15 protein-coding genes and 1 riboswitch are annotated in these 15682 nt (G+C 72.2%); of the genes, 7 read left to right on the top strand and 8 right to left on the bottom strand.

Annotation, left to right across the window (positions count from 1 at the left end):
* Positions 1 to 54: 54 nt before the first annotated feature.
* Positions 55 to 819, top strand: coding sequence for a decaprenylphospho-beta-D-erythro-pentofuranosid-2-ulose 2-reductase (locus tag ASC56_RS22415; protein WP_107309326.1), 765 nt, complete (start codon positions 55 to 57; stop codon positions 817 to 819).
* 35 nt (positions 820 to 854) lie between these two features.
* Here ASC56_RS22415 and ASC56_RS22410 read toward each other — a convergent pair whose 3' ends face one another.
* On the bottom strand, positions 855 to 1457 hold the full coding sequence (locus ASC56_RS22410; RefSeq protein ID WP_055493276.1) for a 2'-5' RNA ligase family protein: 603 nt from the start codon (positions 1455 to 1457) through the stop codon (positions 855 to 857).
* A gap of 154 nt (positions 1458 to 1611) precedes the next feature.
* Entirely contained in the window at positions 1612 to 2622 is a 1011-nt protein-coding gene (gene trpS, locus ASC56_RS22405; protein WP_055493275.1) for a tryptophan--tRNA ligase, read from the bottom strand.
* A gap of 176 nt (positions 2623 to 2798) precedes the next feature.
* Here trpS and ASC56_RS22400 point away from each other — a divergent pair, with 176 nt between their 5' ends.
* Positions 2799 to 3467, top strand: coding sequence for a hypothetical protein (locus ASC56_RS22400; RefSeq protein ID WP_234377024.1), 669 nt, complete (start codon positions 2799 to 2801; stop codon positions 3465 to 3467).
* Between the two features lie 30 nt (positions 3468 to 3497).
* Here the strand turns inward: ASC56_RS22400 and ASC56_RS22395 are convergent, their stop codons facing one another.
* Complete coding sequence (locus tag ASC56_RS22395; protein ID WP_055493274.1) at positions 3498 to 4946, bottom strand: glycine hydroxymethyltransferase; 1449 nt, start codon at positions 4944 to 4946, stop codon at positions 3498 to 3500.
* Positions 4947 to 4978: 32 nt separating this feature from the next.
* Positions 4979 to 5072, bottom strand: a riboswitch (ZMP/ZTP riboswitch).
* A 102-nt stretch (positions 5073 to 5174) separates the two neighbouring features.
* Between ASC56_RS22395 and rocD the strand changes: the two genes are divergently transcribed.
* Together rocD and ASC56_RS22385 are read left to right on the top strand one after the other, a co-directional pair.
* The gene (rocD, locus tag ASC56_RS22390; protein WP_055493273.1) at positions 5175 to 6380 is read left to right on the top strand and encodes an ornithine--oxo-acid transaminase; all 1206 of its coding nucleotides are present in this window, start codon (positions 5175 to 5177) and stop codon (positions 6378 to 6380) included.
* Between the two features lie 87 nt (positions 6381 to 6467).
* Entirely contained in the window at positions 6468 to 7289 is an 822-nt protein-coding gene (locus ASC56_RS22385; RefSeq protein WP_055493390.1) for a hypothetical protein, read from the top strand.
* A gap of 16 nt (positions 7290 to 7305) precedes the next feature.
* Here ASC56_RS22385 and ASC56_RS22380 read toward each other — a convergent pair whose 3' ends face one another.
* Positions 7306 to 8697: a PLP-dependent aminotransferase family protein gene (locus ASC56_RS22380; RefSeq protein ID WP_055493272.1), complete on the bottom strand. Its 1392-nt coding sequence runs from the start codon at positions 8695 to 8697 to the stop codon at positions 7306 to 7308.
* A 46-nt stretch (positions 8698 to 8743) separates the two neighbouring features.
* On the opposite strand from ASC56_RS22380, the gene ASC56_RS22375 reads away from it, so the two are divergent.
* The 3 genes from ASC56_RS22375 to ASC56_RS22370 are packed head-to-tail and all read left to right on the top strand — an operon-like array spanning position 8744 to position 10124.
* Positions 8744 to 9241: a carboxymuconolactone decarboxylase family protein gene (locus ASC56_RS22375; RefSeq protein WP_055493271.1), complete on the top strand. Its 498-nt coding sequence runs from the start codon at positions 8744 to 8746 to the stop codon at positions 9239 to 9241.
* A complete protein-coding gene (locus ASC56_RS42050; protein WP_234377018.1) occupies positions 9238 to 9393 on the top strand; it encodes a hypothetical protein in 156 nt (51 codons plus the stop codon). Before ASC56_RS22375 ends, ASC56_RS42050 begins: the two co-directional genes overlap by 4 nt.
* Positions 9339 to 10124: an isocitrate lyase/phosphoenolpyruvate mutase family protein gene (locus ASC56_RS22370; RefSeq protein WP_371330234.1), complete on the top strand. Its 786-nt coding sequence runs from the start codon at positions 9339 to 9341 to the stop codon at positions 10122 to 10124. The genes ASC56_RS42050 and ASC56_RS22370 overlap by 55 nt, the downstream gene beginning before the upstream one ends.
* Here the strand turns inward: ASC56_RS22370 and ASC56_RS22365 are convergent, their stop codons facing one another.
* The 4 genes from ASC56_RS22365 to ASC56_RS22350 are packed head-to-tail and all read right to left on the bottom strand — an operon-like array spanning position 10125 to position 15634.
* Complete coding sequence (locus ASC56_RS22365; protein WP_055493269.1) at positions 10125 to 11081, bottom strand: ABC transporter substrate-binding protein; 957 nt, start codon at positions 11079 to 11081, stop codon at positions 10125 to 10127.
* Position 11082: 1 nt separating this feature from the next.
* On the bottom strand, positions 11083 to 13020 hold the full coding sequence (locus tag ASC56_RS22360) for a proline/glycine betaine ABC transporter permease (RefSeq protein WP_055493268.1): 1938 nt from the start codon (positions 13018 to 13020) through the stop codon (positions 11083 to 11085).
* Positions 13020 to 14108, bottom strand: a complete 1089-nt coding sequence (locus tag ASC56_RS22355) for a glycine betaine/L-proline ABC transporter ATP-binding protein (protein WP_055493267.1) — start codon at positions 14106 to 14108, stop codon at positions 13020 to 13022. The genes ASC56_RS22360 and ASC56_RS22355 overlap by 1 nt, the downstream gene beginning before the upstream one ends.
* The gene (locus ASC56_RS22350; RefSeq protein ID WP_055493266.1) at positions 14108 to 15634 is read right to left on the bottom strand and encodes a GMC family oxidoreductase; all 1527 of its coding nucleotides are present in this window, start codon (positions 15632 to 15634) and stop codon (positions 14108 to 14110) included. The genes ASC56_RS22355 and ASC56_RS22350 overlap by 1 nt, the downstream gene beginning before the upstream one ends.
* Between the last annotated feature and the right edge of the window lie 48 nt (positions 15635 to 15682).

Below are 15682 nucleotides of genomic sequence, written 5' to 3'. Positions count from 1 at the left end.
GAAGGTGGAGGCATTGGCGAGTTATATCCCTTTTGTAATGCTACGGTCATGGCCATGCCTGCCCACAAGGACGCCTTCGGCACTCCCCAGTCCCTGCTGATCCTCGGCGGCACGTCCGAGATCGCGCTGGCCACCGCGCGCCGCCTCATCACCCGGCGCGCCCGTACCGTATGGCTGGCCGGGCGCCCCTCCCCCGAGCTGGAGAGGGCCGCCGGGCACCTGCGTGCGCTCGGTGCCGACACCCGGACCGTCGCCTTCGACGCGCTCGACCCCGAGGGCCACGAGAGCGCCCTGGGCAAGGTGTTCGCGGAGGGCGACATCGACCTGGTGCTCCTCGCGTTCGGTGTGCTCGGGGACCAGGCGACCGACGAGCGCGACCCGGTGGCCGCGGCACGAGTCGCACAGACCAACTACACGGGCGCGGTCTCGGCAGGTCTGGTGTGCGCGGGTGCGCTCCAGGCGCAGGGCCATGGCTCGCTGGTGGTGCTGTCGTCGGCCTCCGGTGAACGGGCCCGCCGCTCCGACTTCATCTACGGCTCCAGCAAGGCGGGGCTCGACGCGTTCGCCCAGGGCCTGGGCGACGCGCTGTACGGCACCGGCGTACACGTCATGGTCGTGCGTCCCGCCTCCGTCCGTACCCGTCAGGTGGCCGCGCGGGAGGAGGGGCCGCTGGCCACCACACCGGAGGCGGTCGCCACCGCGATCGAGCTGGGACTGCGCAGACGCTCGGAAGTGGTGTGGGTGCCCGGCGCTCTGCGGCTGGTCATGTCGGCCGTGCGGCACGTGCCGCGGGCGCTGTTCCGCCGGCTGTCCCTCTAGACGGTGTCCGACCCACCCGGCGGACGGGGCGTTCGTCAGCTGCAGGCCGTCTGTGGCCGGTCGCACAGTTCCGCGCGCCCCTCACGGGTCGCGTTCGCCTGCGGCGGCACCACCGCGCTCCCGAAGGGGAACTCGCTCAGCTTGCGCCACATGCCGTCCGCGCCCTGCTCGTACAGCGCGAAGCCCGTGCACGGCCACTCGGCCTCGTAGTCGGCGAGCTCCTCGTACGCCCGGTCCATCGCCGCCTCGTCGATGCCGTGCGCCACCGTGACGTGCGGGTGGTAGGGGAAGAGCAGCTCGCGCGCCACCGGGCCGGAGGCGTCGCGAACCTGCTTCTGCAGCCACTCACACGCCTCGGCGCCCTCGACGACCCGGACATAGACCACGGGAGACAGGGGCCGGAACGTGCCCGTCCCGGACAGCCGCATCGGGAAGGGGCGACCGGCCGCCGCGACCTCGGTGAGGTGCGCCTGGATCGCGGGCAGCTCGTCGGCGTCGACCTCCGTCGGCGGCAGCAGGGTGACATGCGTGGGGATGCACGGCGCCGCGGCGTCGCCGAAGCCCTCGCGCAGCTCCTGGAGCTGGCTGCCGTGAGGCTCCGGGACCGCGATCGACACTCCGATCGTTACGGTCCCCACGTCGTCTCCTGTCGTCGTGCTGTTGTCTGGGGCGGCAGGGGCGCCTGCCGCTGCGGTGTTCGGCTTCCGACTGTAAGGCCGGGCGCGTGCCCTCGGGCAGGCGCAGACGGAGTGGAGTGCAGCACTCCATGGCGCGTCGGGGCGCTGCGGCGGGTCAGTGCTTGGCGGGCAGGAAGCCCACTCTGTCGTACGCCTGTGAAAGGGTCTCCGCGGCGACGGCGCGCGCCTTCTCCGCGCCCTTGGCCAGGATCGAGTCCAGCGTCTCCGGGTCGTCCAGATACTGCTGGGTGCGCTCCCGGAACGGCGTCACGAAGTCGACCATGACCTCGGCGAGGTCCGTCTTGAGCGCACCGTAGCCCTTGCCGGCGTACATCTGCTCCAGTTCCGCGATACCGGTTCCGGTGAGGGTCGAGTAGATGGTCAGCAGATTGCTGATGCCCGGCTTGTGCTCCACGTCGTACCGGATGACGGTGTCCGTGTCCGTGACGGCGCTCTTGACCTTCTTGGCGGTGCTCTTCGGCTCGTCGAGCAGGTTGATCAGGCCCTTGGGCGTGGAGGCCGACTTGCTCATCTTGATCGACGGGTCCTGCAGGTCGTAGATCTTCGCCGTCTCCTTGAGGATGTACGGGCGCGGGACCGTGAAGGTCTCGCCGAAGCGGCCGTTGAAACGCTCGGCGAGGTCGCGGGTCAGCTCGATGTGCTGACGCTGGTCCTCGCCGACCGGCACCTCGTTGGCCTGGTAGAGCAGGATGTCGGCGACCTGGAGGATCGGGTAGGTGAACAGACCGACGCTCGCGCGGTCGGCGCCCTGCTTGGCGGACTTGTCCTTGAACTGGGTCATGCGGCTCGCCTCGCCGAAGCCGGTGAGGCAGTTCATGACCCAGGCGAGCTGGGCGTGCTCGGGAACATGGCTCTGCACGAAGAGCGTGCACCGCTCCGGGTCGAGCCCGGCCGCGAGCAGCTGGGCGGCGGCCAGGCGGGTGTTGTCCCGCAGGTCCTTCGGGTCCTGCGGGACAGTGATCGCGTGCAGGTCGACGACCATGTAGAACGCGTCGTGGGTCTCCTGCAGGGCCACCCACTGACGAACGGCGCCGAGGTAGTTGCCAAGGTGGAACGAGCCGGCGGTGGGCTGGATCCCGGAGAGCACCCGAAGAGGGCGCTGCATCGCGGAGCCATTCCCCTGAGGGTGGCGGTGGGAGACGGGCGGGCGGTCTGAAGCCATGCTCACCATTCTCTCAGGTTCGCGGGGTCGGTCCGGAACTGGTGGGCAACAGCTGCGGACCGAATCGTCACCGGCGGTGCAACAAGAGGACAGGAGAGGGAGGGGACCGCGTGCGCGGGCTGGGCAGGCTGGTGGCGTCGCTGGTGGTGACGGTCGCGGCACTGACGGGGGTGGCGGGGGCCGCCGCCCCGGCGGAGGCCGTGAGCAAGGACATACCGGATCTGGCGCTCGTCGTGGCCAACGGCACCGGCCGTACGACGACACTGCGCTCCGGGGACCGGGACTTCGCGCTGCTGTGGCAGCTCTTGTCCCCGTCGCAGAGCGGGACGGAGCGGGTGCCCGATGCCTGGGTCCGGGGACGGTATCCCCGGGTGCGGGCCACCGTGGTGTGGGCGCTGACCGGGATCGGGGGGTGGCCGTACACCAGGCGGGCGCCGGGGGGCGACGTGGCCATCGAGCGCCAGGATCAGGTGTTCCTGGCGCCGGACGGGACGGCGTGGGTCCGGTCGGGTCCGGCGCCGGACGCCTCCGACGGTGACGTGAGGTGGCGTCGGGTGTCGCGATCGGCGTTCGACCGCTTGGAGAAGGGCGGGCTGTTCGGTCAGCCCTCCGACGCGGTCCAGGACGGCTCCTCCGGCACCTTGCTGTGGGGGGCCCTGGGGCTCGGGGCCGGGCTGGCCCTGGGTGTCGGGGGAACGCTCGTGGTGCGGCGGATGGCGGCCCGCCGGGAGGGCGGGCCGCCACCGGAGCCGCGCAGCGAACTGATCGATCTTGGCGAGCTGGGGTGACTGAGGGACGCCCCGGCCCCGGCCTCGGCCTCAGCCGAGGTCGATCTCCGGGTACAGCGGGAAGCCCGACACCAGGTCGGAGGCCTGGTGGGCGATCTCGTCCGCGATCTTCGAGTCCAGGACGTGCTGAGCCTTGGACGGTGTCCCCTTGCTCGTCGTGCCGGGGACGGCGGTGGTGAGGACGCGGTCGATCAGGGCCGCGATCTCGTCCATCTCCGCCGCGCCCAGGCCGCGGGTGGTCAGCGCGGGCGTGCCGATGCGGATGCCGGAGGTGTACCAGGCGCCGTTCGGGTCGGCCGGGATGGCGTTGCGGTTGGTGACGATGCCCGACTCCAGCAGGGCGGCTTCCGCCTGGCGGCCGGTCAGGCCGTAGGAGGAGGCCACGTCGATCAGGTTCAGATGGTTGTCGGTACCGCCCGTCACGAGCGTGGCGCCGCGGCGCAGCAGGCCCTCGGCCAGCGCCCGGGAGTTGTCCACGATCCGCTGGGCGTAGTCACGGAAGGAGTCCTGCCGGGCCTCCGCCAGCGCCACGGCCTTCGCGGCCATGACGTGCGGGAGCGGGCCGCCGAGCACCATCGGGCAGCCCCGGTCGACCTGGTCCCTGAGGGAGTCGTCGCACAGGACCATGCCGCCACGCGGGCCGCGCAGCGACTTGTGGGTCGTCGTCGTCACGATCTGGGCGTGCGGAACCGGATCGAAGTCCCCGGTGAGGACCTTGCCCGCGACCAGGCCCGCGAAGTGGGCCATGTCCACCATCAGCGTCGCGCCGACCTCGTCGGCGATCTCCCGCATGATCCGGAAGTTCACCAGACGCGGGTAGGCCGAGTAGCCCGCCACGATGATCAGCGGCTTGAACTCGCGGGCGGAGGCGCGCAGGGCCTCGTAGTCGATGAGCCCGGTGGCCGGGTCGGTGCCGTAGGAGCGCTGGTCGAACATCTTGCCGGAGATGTTCGGGCGGAAGCCGTGGGTGAGGTGGCCGCCCGCGTCCAGGGACATGCCGAGCATGCGCTGGTTGCCGAAGGCGCGGCGCAGCTCGGCCCAGTCCTCCTCGGAGAGCTCGTTGACCTGGCGGACGCCCGCCTTCTCCAGGGCGGGGGCCTCGACGCGCTGGGCGAGGACGGCCCAGAAGGCCACGAGGTTGGCGTCGATGCCGGAGTGCGGCTGGACGTAGGCGTGGCGGGCGCCGAAGAGCTCCTTGGCGTGCTCGGCGGCGAGCGACTCGACCGTGTCGACGTTGCGGCAGCCCGCGTAGAAGCGGCGGCCGACGGTGCCCTCGGCGTACTTGTCGCTGAACCAGTTGCCCATGGCCAGCAGCGTGGCCGGGGAGGCGTAGTTCTCGGAGGCGATCAGCTTGAGCATCTGACGCTGGTCGGCGACCTCCTGGCCGATGGCGTCGGCGACGCGCGGCTCCACCGCGCGAATGACATCGAGGGCGGCGCGGAAGGCGGTGGACTCGGTGGAGAGGGGCTGCTCTGGCATGGGGACCTCCGGACAACGTGCGTTCGGCGTACACGGCTGGCCCAGGCGCACGGCACACGATCGCTTGACTCCGGGCCGCTCCCCGATGGTCGGTCCCATCCCAGCGCGCCAGTCACGGCCCGCCGGTCAGCCTACCGGGCGCCCCGGACGGCCAGGTTCCCGCGTCCACCATGCGAGCGAGGATAGGAAGGGCGGTACACGTCCTCGTACGGCCGGAAGGGGAGCCCCGTGAGCACCATCGACAGCCTCATCGCCGCGGCAGAGGCCCACAGCGCACCCACGTACCACCCCCTGCCGGTCGTCGTGGCGACGGCGGACGGGGCCTGGATGACCGACGTGGAGGGGCGCCGCTACCTCGATCTGCTGGCCGGTTACTCGGCGCTGAACTTCGGCCACGGCAACCGGCGGCTCCTCGACGCGGCCAGGGCGCAGATGGAACGGGTGACGCTGACGTCACGGGCGTTCCACCACGACCGGTTCGCCGACTTCTGCGCGCAGCTGGCCGAGCTGTGCGGCATGGAGATGGTGGTGCCGATGAACACGGGCGCCGAGGCGGTGGAGACCGCGGTGAAGACGGCCCGCAAGTGGGGTTACCGGGTCAAGGGCGTGCCCGCCGAGATGGCGAAGATCGTGGTGGCGGCCAACAACTTCCACGGCCGTACGACGACGATCATCAGCTTCTCCACCGATCCGGAGGCGCGCGCGGACTTCGGCCCGTACACGCCGGGCTTCGAGATCGTTCCGTACGGGGACCTCACCGCGATGCGCTCGGCGATGACGGAGAACACGGTGGCGGTGCTGCTGGAGCCGATCCAGGGCGAGGCGGGGGTGCTGGTGCCGCCGGCCGGGTATCTGCCGGCGGTGCGGGAGCTGACGCGTGAGCGGAACGTGCTCTTCGTGGCCGACGAGATCCAGTCCGGACTCGGCCGCACGGGGCGGACCTTCGCCTGCGAGCACGAGGGGGTCGTGCCGGACGTCTACGTGCTCGGGAAGGCGCTCGGCGGCGGGATCGTGCCGGTGTCGGCGGTGGTGTCGAGCGCCGAGGTGCTCGGGGTCTTCCGGCCCGGCGAGCACGGGTCGACCTTCGGCGGGAACCCGCTGGCCTGCGCGGTGGCGCTGGAGGTCATGGCGATGCTGCGGTCCGGCGAGTACCAGGCGCGGGCCGCGGAGCTCGGCGAGCATCTGCACCGCGAGCTGGGCGCGCTGACCGGCACGGGCCGCGTGAGCGAGGTGCGTGGGCGCGGGCTGTGGGCGGGCGTGGACATCCATCCCAGGTACGGGACGGGACGGGAGATCTGCGAGAAGCTCATGGACCGGGGCGTTCTGGTGAAGGACACCCACCGGTCCACGATCCGCATCGCCCCGCCGCTCGTCATCACCAAGGAGGACCTGGACTGGGGGCTCGCCCAGCTGCGCGGCGTCCTGGGCATCTAGGGTGATCGCACTGGAGAGCGTCGCTCCGGTCTTCCCCCCTGCCCCCGCGTCTGCGCCGTCCCCTACAGTCACTTCGTGTTCTTCGGCATGGTGTGCGCGCTCGGCGCGGCGGTCTGTTTCGGTACGGCGACGGTGTTGCAGGCGGTCGCGGCCCGCGCGGCGGGTACGGGCGGGGGCGGCGACGCCGCGCTGCTGCTGCGGGCGCTCGCGCAGTGGCGTTATCTCGCGGGGCTCGCGCTGGACGGGCTCGGATTCCTGCTGCAGATCGCGGCGCTGCGGTCCATTCCGATCTACGCGGTGGGAGCGGCGCTCGCGTCCAGCCTGGCGGTGACGGCGGTGGTCGCGGCCCGGCTGCTGCGGGTGCGGCTGACCGGGAGCGAGTGGTCCGCGGTGGCGGTGGTGTGCGCGGGGCTGACGATGCTGGGGCTGGCGTCCGGGGCGGAGGGGCACCGGGACGGGTCCACGACGCTGAAGTACGTGATGCTGGCGACGGCGGCGGTCGTGCTGCTGCTCGGGCCGGCCGGGGGGCGGCTGCCCGAACGTGGCCGGGCCCTGCTGCTGGGGCTGGGCGCCGGGTTCGGGTTCGGGGTCGTCGAGGTGGCGGTCCGGCTGATCGACGGGCTCGCGCCGTCCGTTCTGCTCACCAATCCGGCGACGTACGCGCTGCTGCTGGGCGGGGGCGCCGCGTTTCTGCTGCTGACGACCGCTCTGCAGCGGGGGTCGGTGACGACCGCGACGGCCGGGCTGGTGATCGGCGAGACGATCGGGCCCGCGCTGGTGGGCGTGGTGTGGCTGGGCGACCGTACCCGTGAGGGCCTGGCCTGGCTGGCGGTGCTGGGCTTCCTGGTCGCGGTGGCGGGGGCGCTGGCACTGGCGCGCTTCGGGGAGGCGCCGGCGGCGGAGGGGTGAGGCGGCGGCGCATACGTCAGGGCAGCGCCCTGCACAACGCCTCAAGCGCCCCCGCCCACGCATGCTCCGGCGGGGTGCCGTACCCCACGACCAGGGCGTCCAGCGGCTCGACGGCGGCGTCCGGGTGACGGAAGCGGGACAGGCCGGGCACGGCCAGGCCCTGCCATGCCGCCGCCTGGACCACCGCTTGTTCGGTGCCGGGCGGCAGGCGCAGGACCGCGTGCAGGCCCGCCGCGATACCCGTGACGCGCACCTCGGGCGCACGGCTCGCCAGGGCGCGGACCAGCGCGTCACGGCGCCGCCGGTAGCGCAGCCGGGCGGCGCGCACATGGCGGTCGTACGCGCCCGACGTGATGAACTCCGCCAGCGTCAACTGGTCCAGCGCCCCGCATGTGTCGGCCCTTCCCTTCGCCGCCGCGGCCTCCGCCACGAGCCCCGGCGGCAGCACCATCCAGCCCAGGCGCAGTCCGGGGGCCAGGGACTTGCTCGCGGTGCCCAGGTACACCACGTGGTCGGGGTCCAGTCCCTGCAGCGCGCCCACCGGCTGGCGGTCGTAGCGGAACTCGCCGTCGTAGTCGTCCTCCAGGACCAGGCCACCCGTCCGCCGCGCCCAGTCCACGACCGCGGCCCGCCGGTCCGGATGCAGCGGCAGGCCGAGCGGGAACTGGTGCGCCGGGGTCAGCAACACCGCCCCCGCACCCGTCGGCTCATCGGTGCGCGTGCCCTGTTCGTCGAGGGGAAGCGGCAGCGTGGCCAGGCCCGCTCCGGTCAGCAGCATCCGGTGGGTGTCGAGCCCGTACGACTCCACCGCGACGCTCCGCACGCCGCGCGCCCCCAGTACCGCGCCGAGCACCTTCAGACCGTGCGAGAACCCCGCGCAGACGATGATCCGTTCAGGGTCGGCGCGCACGCCGCGTGCCCGGGACAGGTACTCCGCGAGCGCGGTGCGCAGTTCGGCGCGGCCGCGCGGATCGCCGTAGCCGAGGGCGTGGTGCGGGGCGGCGGTCAGGGCGCGACGGGCGGCCTTGAGCCACTCCGCGCGCGGGAAGGACGCCAGGTCGGGGGTGCCGGGCATCAGGTCGTGGGCGGGGCGTCCGGGCTCGCGGGCGGGGGTCGCGGCGGGTGCGGTCCGCGGCGCGGGCGGGGTGCGCTCGGCCACCCGGGTGCCGGAGCCCTGCCGGGCCGTGAGCCAGCCCTCGGCGACCAGGTCGGCGTACGCGTCGGCGACCGTGTTGCGCGCGATGCCCAGGTCGGCGGCGAGCGAACGGGACGACGGCAGGCGCGTGCCGGGTGCCAGGCGGCCGCTGCGGACCGCCTCGCGCAGGGCGTCCGTCAGGCCCTTGCGCACACCGGACCCGGTCGGTTCGAGATGGAGGTCGACCCCCAAAGTGGCCCAGGATCTTGCCATGGAAATGGACCATACCTCTGGGCTGCCTCGTCCGTAGGGTCGAGGCATGACTACCGAGGAGATCATGGGGTACGCCCCCGAACACACCCCCCGACTGGACTGGGCCCGACAGGCCCCCGAGGCCTACAAGGCGATGGTCCGGCTCGACGCCGCGGCCCGGCGGGGCCTCGACCCGAAGCTGCTCGAACTGGTCAAGATCCGCGCCTCGCAGATCAACCACTGCGCCTTCTGCCTCGACATGCACACCAAGGACGCGCTCGCGGCGGGCGAGAGCGTCGAGCGGATCGTGCAGCTGAGCGCCTGGGAGGAGTCGAGGCACTTCTACACCGGGAAGGAGCTCGCGGCGATCGAGCTGACCGAGGCGGTCACCGTACTCACGGACGGATTCGTCCCGGACGAGGTCTATGAGCGGGCCGCCAAGCACTTCGAGGAGGCCGAACTGGCGCAGCTGATCGCCGCGATCACGGTGATCAACGCATGGAACCGGTTCGCTGTGACCACCCGGATGGTGCCGGGCCACTACCGGCCGGGCCAGCACGGGTGACCCGTACGAACCTGCAGGACCGCGCGCTCGGCACGGCCATGTCCGCGCCGAGCGCGGCCGCGAAGAAGCTGATCGGGCTGATCACCGTCGTCAACGGATGGAACCGGCTGATGGTCGGCCGCCGCATCCCACCGGGAGGCTGTACACCGTGAACAGCGTCGAGACCTTCCGGGCCCTGCACCGGGGCCGTCTGCCGGGCGATGCGCTGATCCTGCCCGGCCCCTGGGACGCGGCGAGCGCGCGGGTGCTGGCGGACGCCGGGTTCCCGGCGCTCGCCACACCCAGCGCCGGGATCGCGGCCTCGCTCGGGTACGCGGACGGTGCCACCCCCGCCGACGAGATGTTCGCGGCCGTCGCGCGGATCGTCCGGGCCGTCGACGTGCCGGTGTCGGCGGACCTGGAGGACGGCTACGGGCTCGCGCCGAAGGAGCTGGTGGAGCGGCTGCTGGAGACGGGGGCCGTGGGCTGCAACCTGGAGGACTCGCGCGGGGGTGTCCTCAAGGATCCGCGGGAGCACGCCGACTGGCTCGCCGGGGTACGGGCCGCGGCCGGCGACCAGGTGTTCGTCAACGCGCGCGTCGACACGTTCGCGTGCGGAAACCACGGGGCCACCACCGCCGAACAGACCATCGAGCGGGCCGCGTTGTACGTCACCGCGGGCGCCGACTGCATCTATCCGTTCGGCGCCCCGGCGGACGTACTGCCGCTGCTGCGGGCCGGAATCCAAGGTCCGCTCAACGCGTTCGCCTGGCTCGACGGGGTGGGCCCCTCGCCCGCCGAGCTCGGTGAACTCGGGGCCACCCGCGTCACGTTCGGGCCCTGGCTGCAGCGCCGTGCGACGGCCGCGCTCGGCGAGATCGCGGCACTCCTGGCCCGAGGGTGATCAGTGCAGCCACGCCTTCCATGTGGAGGCGTGGCCGTCCACCCACTTCTTCGCGGCCTGTTCCGGGGTCAGCTTCTGGTCGGCGATCATCAGGGCGACCTGGTTCTGGTCCTCCGTCGTCCACCTGAACTTCTTGAGGAACGCCGCCGCCTTGCCGCCGCTCTTCGCGAAGTCCGCGTTCAGGTACTTCTTCAGCGGCGTGTGCGGGTAGGCGCAGGCGACCTTCGCCGCGTCCGCGTCGCAGCCCTCCTTGTACGGCGGCAGCTTCACCTCGGTCATGGGGACCTTCTTGAAGAGCCACTGCGGCGCGTACCAGTACGTGAGGAAGGGCTTCTGCTCCTTCGCGAACTGCCTCATCTGCGTGATCTGCGCCGCCTCCGAACCCGCGAAGACCACCTGGTAGTTCAGCTTCAGGTTCTGCACCAGCGCCTTGTCGTTGGTGACGTACGACGGCGAGCCGTCCAACAGCTGGCCCTTGCCGCCGCTCTCCGGGGTGCGGAAGAGGCTCGCGTACTTGTCGAGGTTCCTCCAGTCGGTGATGTCCGGGTGCTGCCGGGCGAGGTAGGTGGGGACGAACCAGCCGATGTGCCCGGTGACCCCGAGGTCACCGCCGCGCGCGATCGTCTTCTTGTCCTCGACGTACCGCTTCTGCTGCTCGGGGTGGCCCCAGTCCTCCAGCATGGCGTCGACCCGGCCCTGACTGAGCGCGTCCCACGCGGGAACCTCGTCGGCCTGGACGGTGTCGACGCGGTAGCCGAGCTCGTGTTCGAGGATGTACTGCGCCACGGCGACGTTCGCCTGCGCGCCCACCCACGACTGCACCGAGAGGGTCACGGTCCTCGATCCCCGGGCGTTCGCGAACGGCGAGGCCTGCTTGGTCATGTCCGCCGCGCCGCAGCCGGTCGTCAGACCCAGAACGGCCAGGGCGATCACGATCTTCGTACGCGTACGACGCATGTCACGCTCCCTTCTGCGCGCGCCGCTCGGTCGGCTGGGTCACCCGGTCGAGCATCAGGCCGAGGCAGACGATCGCCGCGCCGGCCACCAGACCGGTCGCCAGGTCACCCTGCGCGAGACCGAAGACGACGTTGTAGCCGAGCGCGCCGCCGCCGACCAGGCCGCCGATGATGACGACGGCGAGCACCAGGACCACGCCCTGGTTGACGGCCAGCAGCAGCGCCGGGCGCGCCAGCGGAAGCTGGACCTGGCGCAGCTGCTGGACGCTCGTGGCGCCCAGCGAGCGCGCCGACTCCAGGGCGGCCGGATCGACCTGGCGCAGACCCTGGGTGGTGATCCGGACGACGGCCGGGAGCGCGTACACGATCGCCGCGGCGACGGCGGGGGCGCGGCCGACGCCGAGGAGCGCGACCACCGGGATCAGATACACGAACTGCGGCATCGTCTGGAACACGTCCAGCACCGGGCGCAACAGCCGCTCGAAGCGGTCGCTGCGGGCGGCGGCGATCCCGGTCCCGACGCCGATGACCAGGGTGACGGCGACGGCCGCCAGCACCTGGGACAGCGTGTCCAGGGACGGCTTCCACACGCCGAGCACGCCGGTGGCGGCCATGGCGAGGACGGCGGTGAGCGCGGTGCGCCAGGTGCCGATCAGCCAGGCCGGCGCGGCGACCACGAACAGCACCGCCCACCAGGGCAGCCACTGCAGTCCGGCGCGCATCGGGTCGAGGATCCAGGTCGTGAAGTGGCCCGCCCAGTCGGCGGTCCCGCCCACATAGGGGACGCCCGAGTACAGATGGGCGGTCATCCAGTCGACGGCGCGATTCACCGGCTCGGCGATGTGCACCGTCCACGGCCCCGGCCAGTCCAGGCGGCCGGCCAGCCGTGCGGCCACGGCGACGGCGACGGTCACGGCGGCGGCGTACGCCCATCCCGCGCGGCCGCCGGCCCGCAGGCCCTCGCCCGCCGCGCCGGTGACCCGGTCCAGGACGACCGCGAGCAGCACGATCGGGATGCCCGCGGCGAGCGCGGCGCCGACGTCCACGGAGGCGAGCGCCTGGTAGACGCGGTCACCGAGACCGCCCGCGCCGATCACGGAGGCGATGACGGCCATGGACAGCGCCATCATGATCGTTTGGTTGAGGCCGAGCAGCAGCTCCTTGCGGGCCAGCGGGAGGCGGGCGGTGAACAGGCGCTGACGGGCGGTGGTGCCGAGCGACTCGACCGCTTCCAGGACCTCCTCGTCGGCGCCCCTCAGGCCCAGCGCGGTCAGGCGGGCCATCGGCGGGGCCGCGTAGACCACGGTGGCCAGCACGGCGGCCGGCACACCGATGCCGAAGACCAGGACGACGGGCAGGAGGTAGGCGAACGCCGGGAGCACCTGCATGGTGTCGAGGACGGGGCGCAGGGCACGGAACGTACGGTCGGACAGGCCCGCGGCGAGACCGAGCAGCGCGCCGAGCACGACCGAGGCGAGAACCGCGACCCCCATGAGTGCAAGCGTCTGCATGGTGGGTACCCACATGCCGAGCAGACCGCAGGCGAGGAACGCGGCCCCCGTGCCGAGGGCAAGACGTACGCCCGCGACACGCCAGGCCAGCAGCCCGGCGCCGGCCGTCACGCCCGCCCAGCCGGCCGCGAGCAGCACGAGGTAGACGGCTCGCACGGACAGGACGACGGCGTTGCTGATGTAGCCGAAGAAGTACAGGAACAGAGGGTGGCTGTCCCGGTTGTTGATGATCCAGTCGCTGGCGGCGGCCAGCGGCTTGGAGAGGTCGACGGTCAGCTCCTGGGGCCAGCTGCCGCTCGCCCAGCGGGCGTTCGCCAAGGGGACGAGCACCGCCGCGAGGGCCGCGAGCAGGAGGAGCTTGCCGACCGCAGGGCGTTTGAGGAGGCCGGGGAGGGCGGTACGGGGCGCGGGAGCGGTGAGGGTCGCCATCATCCGGCCTCCCCGGGGTGCCCCGTTCCGGCCACGACGCCGAGCAGCCGCTCGTGGTCGACGACTCCCAGGCAACGGCCACCGTCCATGACACGGGCCGGGCAGCCGGTGCGGGCCACCGCCTCGATCGCCTCCGACACCGTCGCGTCCGGGGACACCGCCGGGCCGCCGCCCGCCTCCTCCGCGGAGGCGGTGCGCATGGCCGAGCGGACGGTCATGACCTGTTCGCGCGGGACGTCCCGGACGAACTCGCGGACGTAGTCGTCGGCCGGGGAGCCCACGATCTCCTCCGGGGTGCCCAGCTGCACGATGCGGCCGTCGCGCATGAGGGCGATGCGGTCGCCGAGCTTGAGGGCCTCGGTGAGGTCGTGCGTGATGAAGACCATCGTGCGGCTCTCCTCGCGGTGCAGCCGGACCACTTCGTCCTGCATGTCGCGCCGGATCAGCGGGTCGAGCGCGCTGAACGGCTCGTCGAACAGGAGCACCTCGGGATCGACGGCGAGCGCGCGGGCCAGTCCGACGCGCTGCCGCTGGCCGCCGGACAGCTGGGCGGGGCGCCGTTGCTCCATGCCCTCCAGGCCGACCTTGGCGACGAAACCGGCGGCGCGCTCGCGGCGTTCGGCCCTGCCGACGCCCTGGATCTCCAGACCGTACGCGACGTTGTCGAGGACCGTGCGGTGCGGCAGCAGGCCGAAGTGCTGGAAGACCATCGCGGCCCGGTGGCGGCGCAGTTCGCGCAGCCGGGTCCCGTCCATGGCGCGCACGTCCTCGCCGTCGATGGCGATCGTGCCGGCGGTCGGCTCGATCAGCCGGGTCAGACAGCGCACGAGCGTGGACTTGCCGGAGCCGGACAGGCCCATGACGACGAACACCTCGCCCTTGTGGACGTCGAAGCCCACATCACGGACGGCGGCCGTGCAGCCGGTGCGTTCACGCAGGTCGGCGGGCGGGAGTTCGGCGAGTTCGGGCTCGGCCGGGACGCGGTCGGCCTTGGGGCCGAACACCTTCCACAGGCCGTCCACCGAGAAGACGGGGGCCTCGGCGGAGTCGCCGGTGGGGGGCTTGCGGGTGGGGACCGTGAGTGCCATCAGGCCTCGCCTCCGATCAGGTCTGCGGCCTTCTCCCCGACCATCAGCACCCCGATCATCGGGTTGACGGCGGGCATGGTCGGGAAGACGGACGCGTCGGCGACGCGGATGCCGTCGAGGCCGCGGATGCGCAGCTGCGGGTCGACCACGGCCTGTTCGTCGGTCTCGGCACCCATGCGGCAGGTGCCCGCCGGGTGGTACACGGTGTGGGCCACCTGGCGCGCGTACGCGCTCAGCTCCTCGTCACCGGTGAGGCCCGGGCCGGGGCACACCTCCCGCTTGAGCCAGCCGGCCAGCGGCTCGGTCCTGGCGATCTCGCGGGCGATCCTGATGCCGTCGACGAGGGTACGGCCGTCGTAGTCGTCCTCGTCCGTGAAGTACCGGAAGTCGAGCGCGGGCTTCTCGTCCGGGTCGGCGCTCTTCAGGTAGAGGCGGCCCCGGCTCTTCGGCTTGGGGATGTTGGGGGTCATCGAGACCCCGAACTCCGGCCGCTCGTAGCCGATGCGCTCCGGGTTGTCCGTGAAGGGGATCTGGTAGAAGTGGAACATCAGGTCGGGTCCCGCGTGGTCGGGGTCCCGGCGCACGAAGAGCCCGGCGTCGCTGTCCATCGCGGAGTTCTCCGGGATCGGGCCGTGCGTCTCCCACACGATCACCGACTCGGGGTGGTCGAGCAGGTTCTCGCCGACACCCGGCAGATCATGCACGACGGGTATGCCGACCTTCTCCAGGTCCGCCTTCGGGCCGATACCGGAGTGCAGCAGCAGCCGCGGGGAGTCGACGGCGCCGGCGCACAGCACGACCTCGCGCCGGGCCCGTACCAGGATCTCCTCGCCGTCCTTGGTGCGCACGTGCACGCCCTCGGCGCGGGTGCCGTCCAGCTCCAGCCGGTACGCCCAGGTCTCCAGGAGGATGTGCAGGTTGGGGCGCTCGTCCATCACTGGGTGCAGATACGCCACCGACGCGCTGGAGCGCTTGTTGTTCTCGGGGTGGTAGGCGAGGTCGAAGAAGCCGGCGCCCTCGGTGAACGGCTTCTTGTTGAAGCCCTCGACGCGCGGGACGCCGAGCGCCGACTGCGCCGCGTCCACGAAGTCGCGGGCGATCGCGTTCCGGTCCTTCTCGTCCACCGGGACGATGTTGTTGAGCAGCCGGGCGTAGTACGCCTCCATCGGGACGGCGCCCCAGCCCTCGGCGCCGGCCGCCTCCCACTCGTCCCAGTCGGACGGCAGCGGCTTGAACGCGATCAGCGTGTTGTGCGAGGAGCAGCCGCCGAGCACACGGGCGCGGCTGTGCCGGATGTGCGAGTTGCCGCGCGGCTGCTCGGTGGTCGGGTAGTCGTAGTCCAGTTCGCCGCCGAGCAGGCCCATCCAGCGGCGCAGGGTGAGGACATCGTCGCGGCCGACGTCGCTCGGGCCGCCCTCGATGACGGCGACGGTGACGTCCGGGTTCTCGGTGAGGCGGGAGGCGATGACGGAGCCCGCCGTGCCGCCACCGATGACGACGTAGTCGTAGATGTGGTTCTCGGACATGGAGTGCTGCTCCTCGGGGGTCGTACGAAGGTGCTGCGCGTCAGGGGC

It is taken from the genome of Streptomyces sp. TP-A0356 (assembly GCF_001417775.1).
In the GTDB taxonomy this organism is placed as follows: Bacteria; Actinomycetota; Actinomycetes; order Streptomycetales; family Streptomycetaceae; genus Streptomyces.
Note: the sequence above shows the minus strand (reverse complement) of the source record. Positions and strands in the feature narration are given on the sequence as shown.

Excerpts from the sequence above, each read along its gene's own strand:
- ASC56_RS22355 (WP_055493267.1), bottom strand. The coding sequence starts at position 14,108 with ATGGCACTCACGGTCCCCACCCGCAAGCCCCCCACCGGCGACTCCGCC.
- ASC56_RS22365 (WP_055493269.1), bottom strand. The coding sequence starts at position 11,081 with ATGCGTCGTACGCGTACGAAGATCGTGATCGCCCTGGCCGTTCTGGGT.
- ASC56_RS22395 (WP_055493274.1), bottom strand. The coding sequence starts at position 4,946 with ATGCCAGAGCAGCCCCTCTCCACCGAGTCCACCGCCTTCCGCGCCGCC.
- ASC56_RS22375 (WP_055493271.1), top strand. The coding sequence starts at position 8,744 with ATGACTACCGAGGAGATCATGGGGTACGCCCCCGAACACACCCCCCGA.
- trpS (WP_055493275.1), bottom strand. The coding sequence starts at position 2,622 with ATGCAGCGCCCTCTTCGGGTGCTCTCCGGGATCCAGCCCACCGCCGGC.
- ASC56_RS22380 (WP_055493272.1), bottom strand. The coding sequence starts at position 8,697 with ATGGCAAGATCCTGGGCCACTTTGGGGGTCGACCTCCATCTCGAACCG.
- ASC56_RS22350 (WP_055493266.1), bottom strand. The coding sequence starts at position 15,634 with ATGTCCGAGAACCACATCTACGACTACGTCGTCATCGGTGGCGGCACG.
- ASC56_RS22370 (WP_371330234.1), top strand. The coding sequence starts at position 9,339 with ATGGAACCGGCTGATGGTCGGCCGCCGCATCCCACCGGGAGGCTGTAC.
- ASC56_RS22415 (WP_107309326.1), top strand. The coding sequence starts at position 55 with ATGCCTGCCCACAAGGACGCCTTCGGCACTCCCCAGTCCCTGCTGATC.
- ASC56_RS22385 (WP_055493390.1), top strand. The coding sequence starts at position 6,468 with ATGGTGTGCGCGCTCGGCGCGGCGGTCTGTTTCGGTACGGCGACGGTG.
- ASC56_RS22360 (WP_055493268.1), bottom strand. The coding sequence starts at position 13,020 with ATGGCGACCCTCACCGCTCCCGCGCCCCGTACCGCCCTCCCCGGCCTC.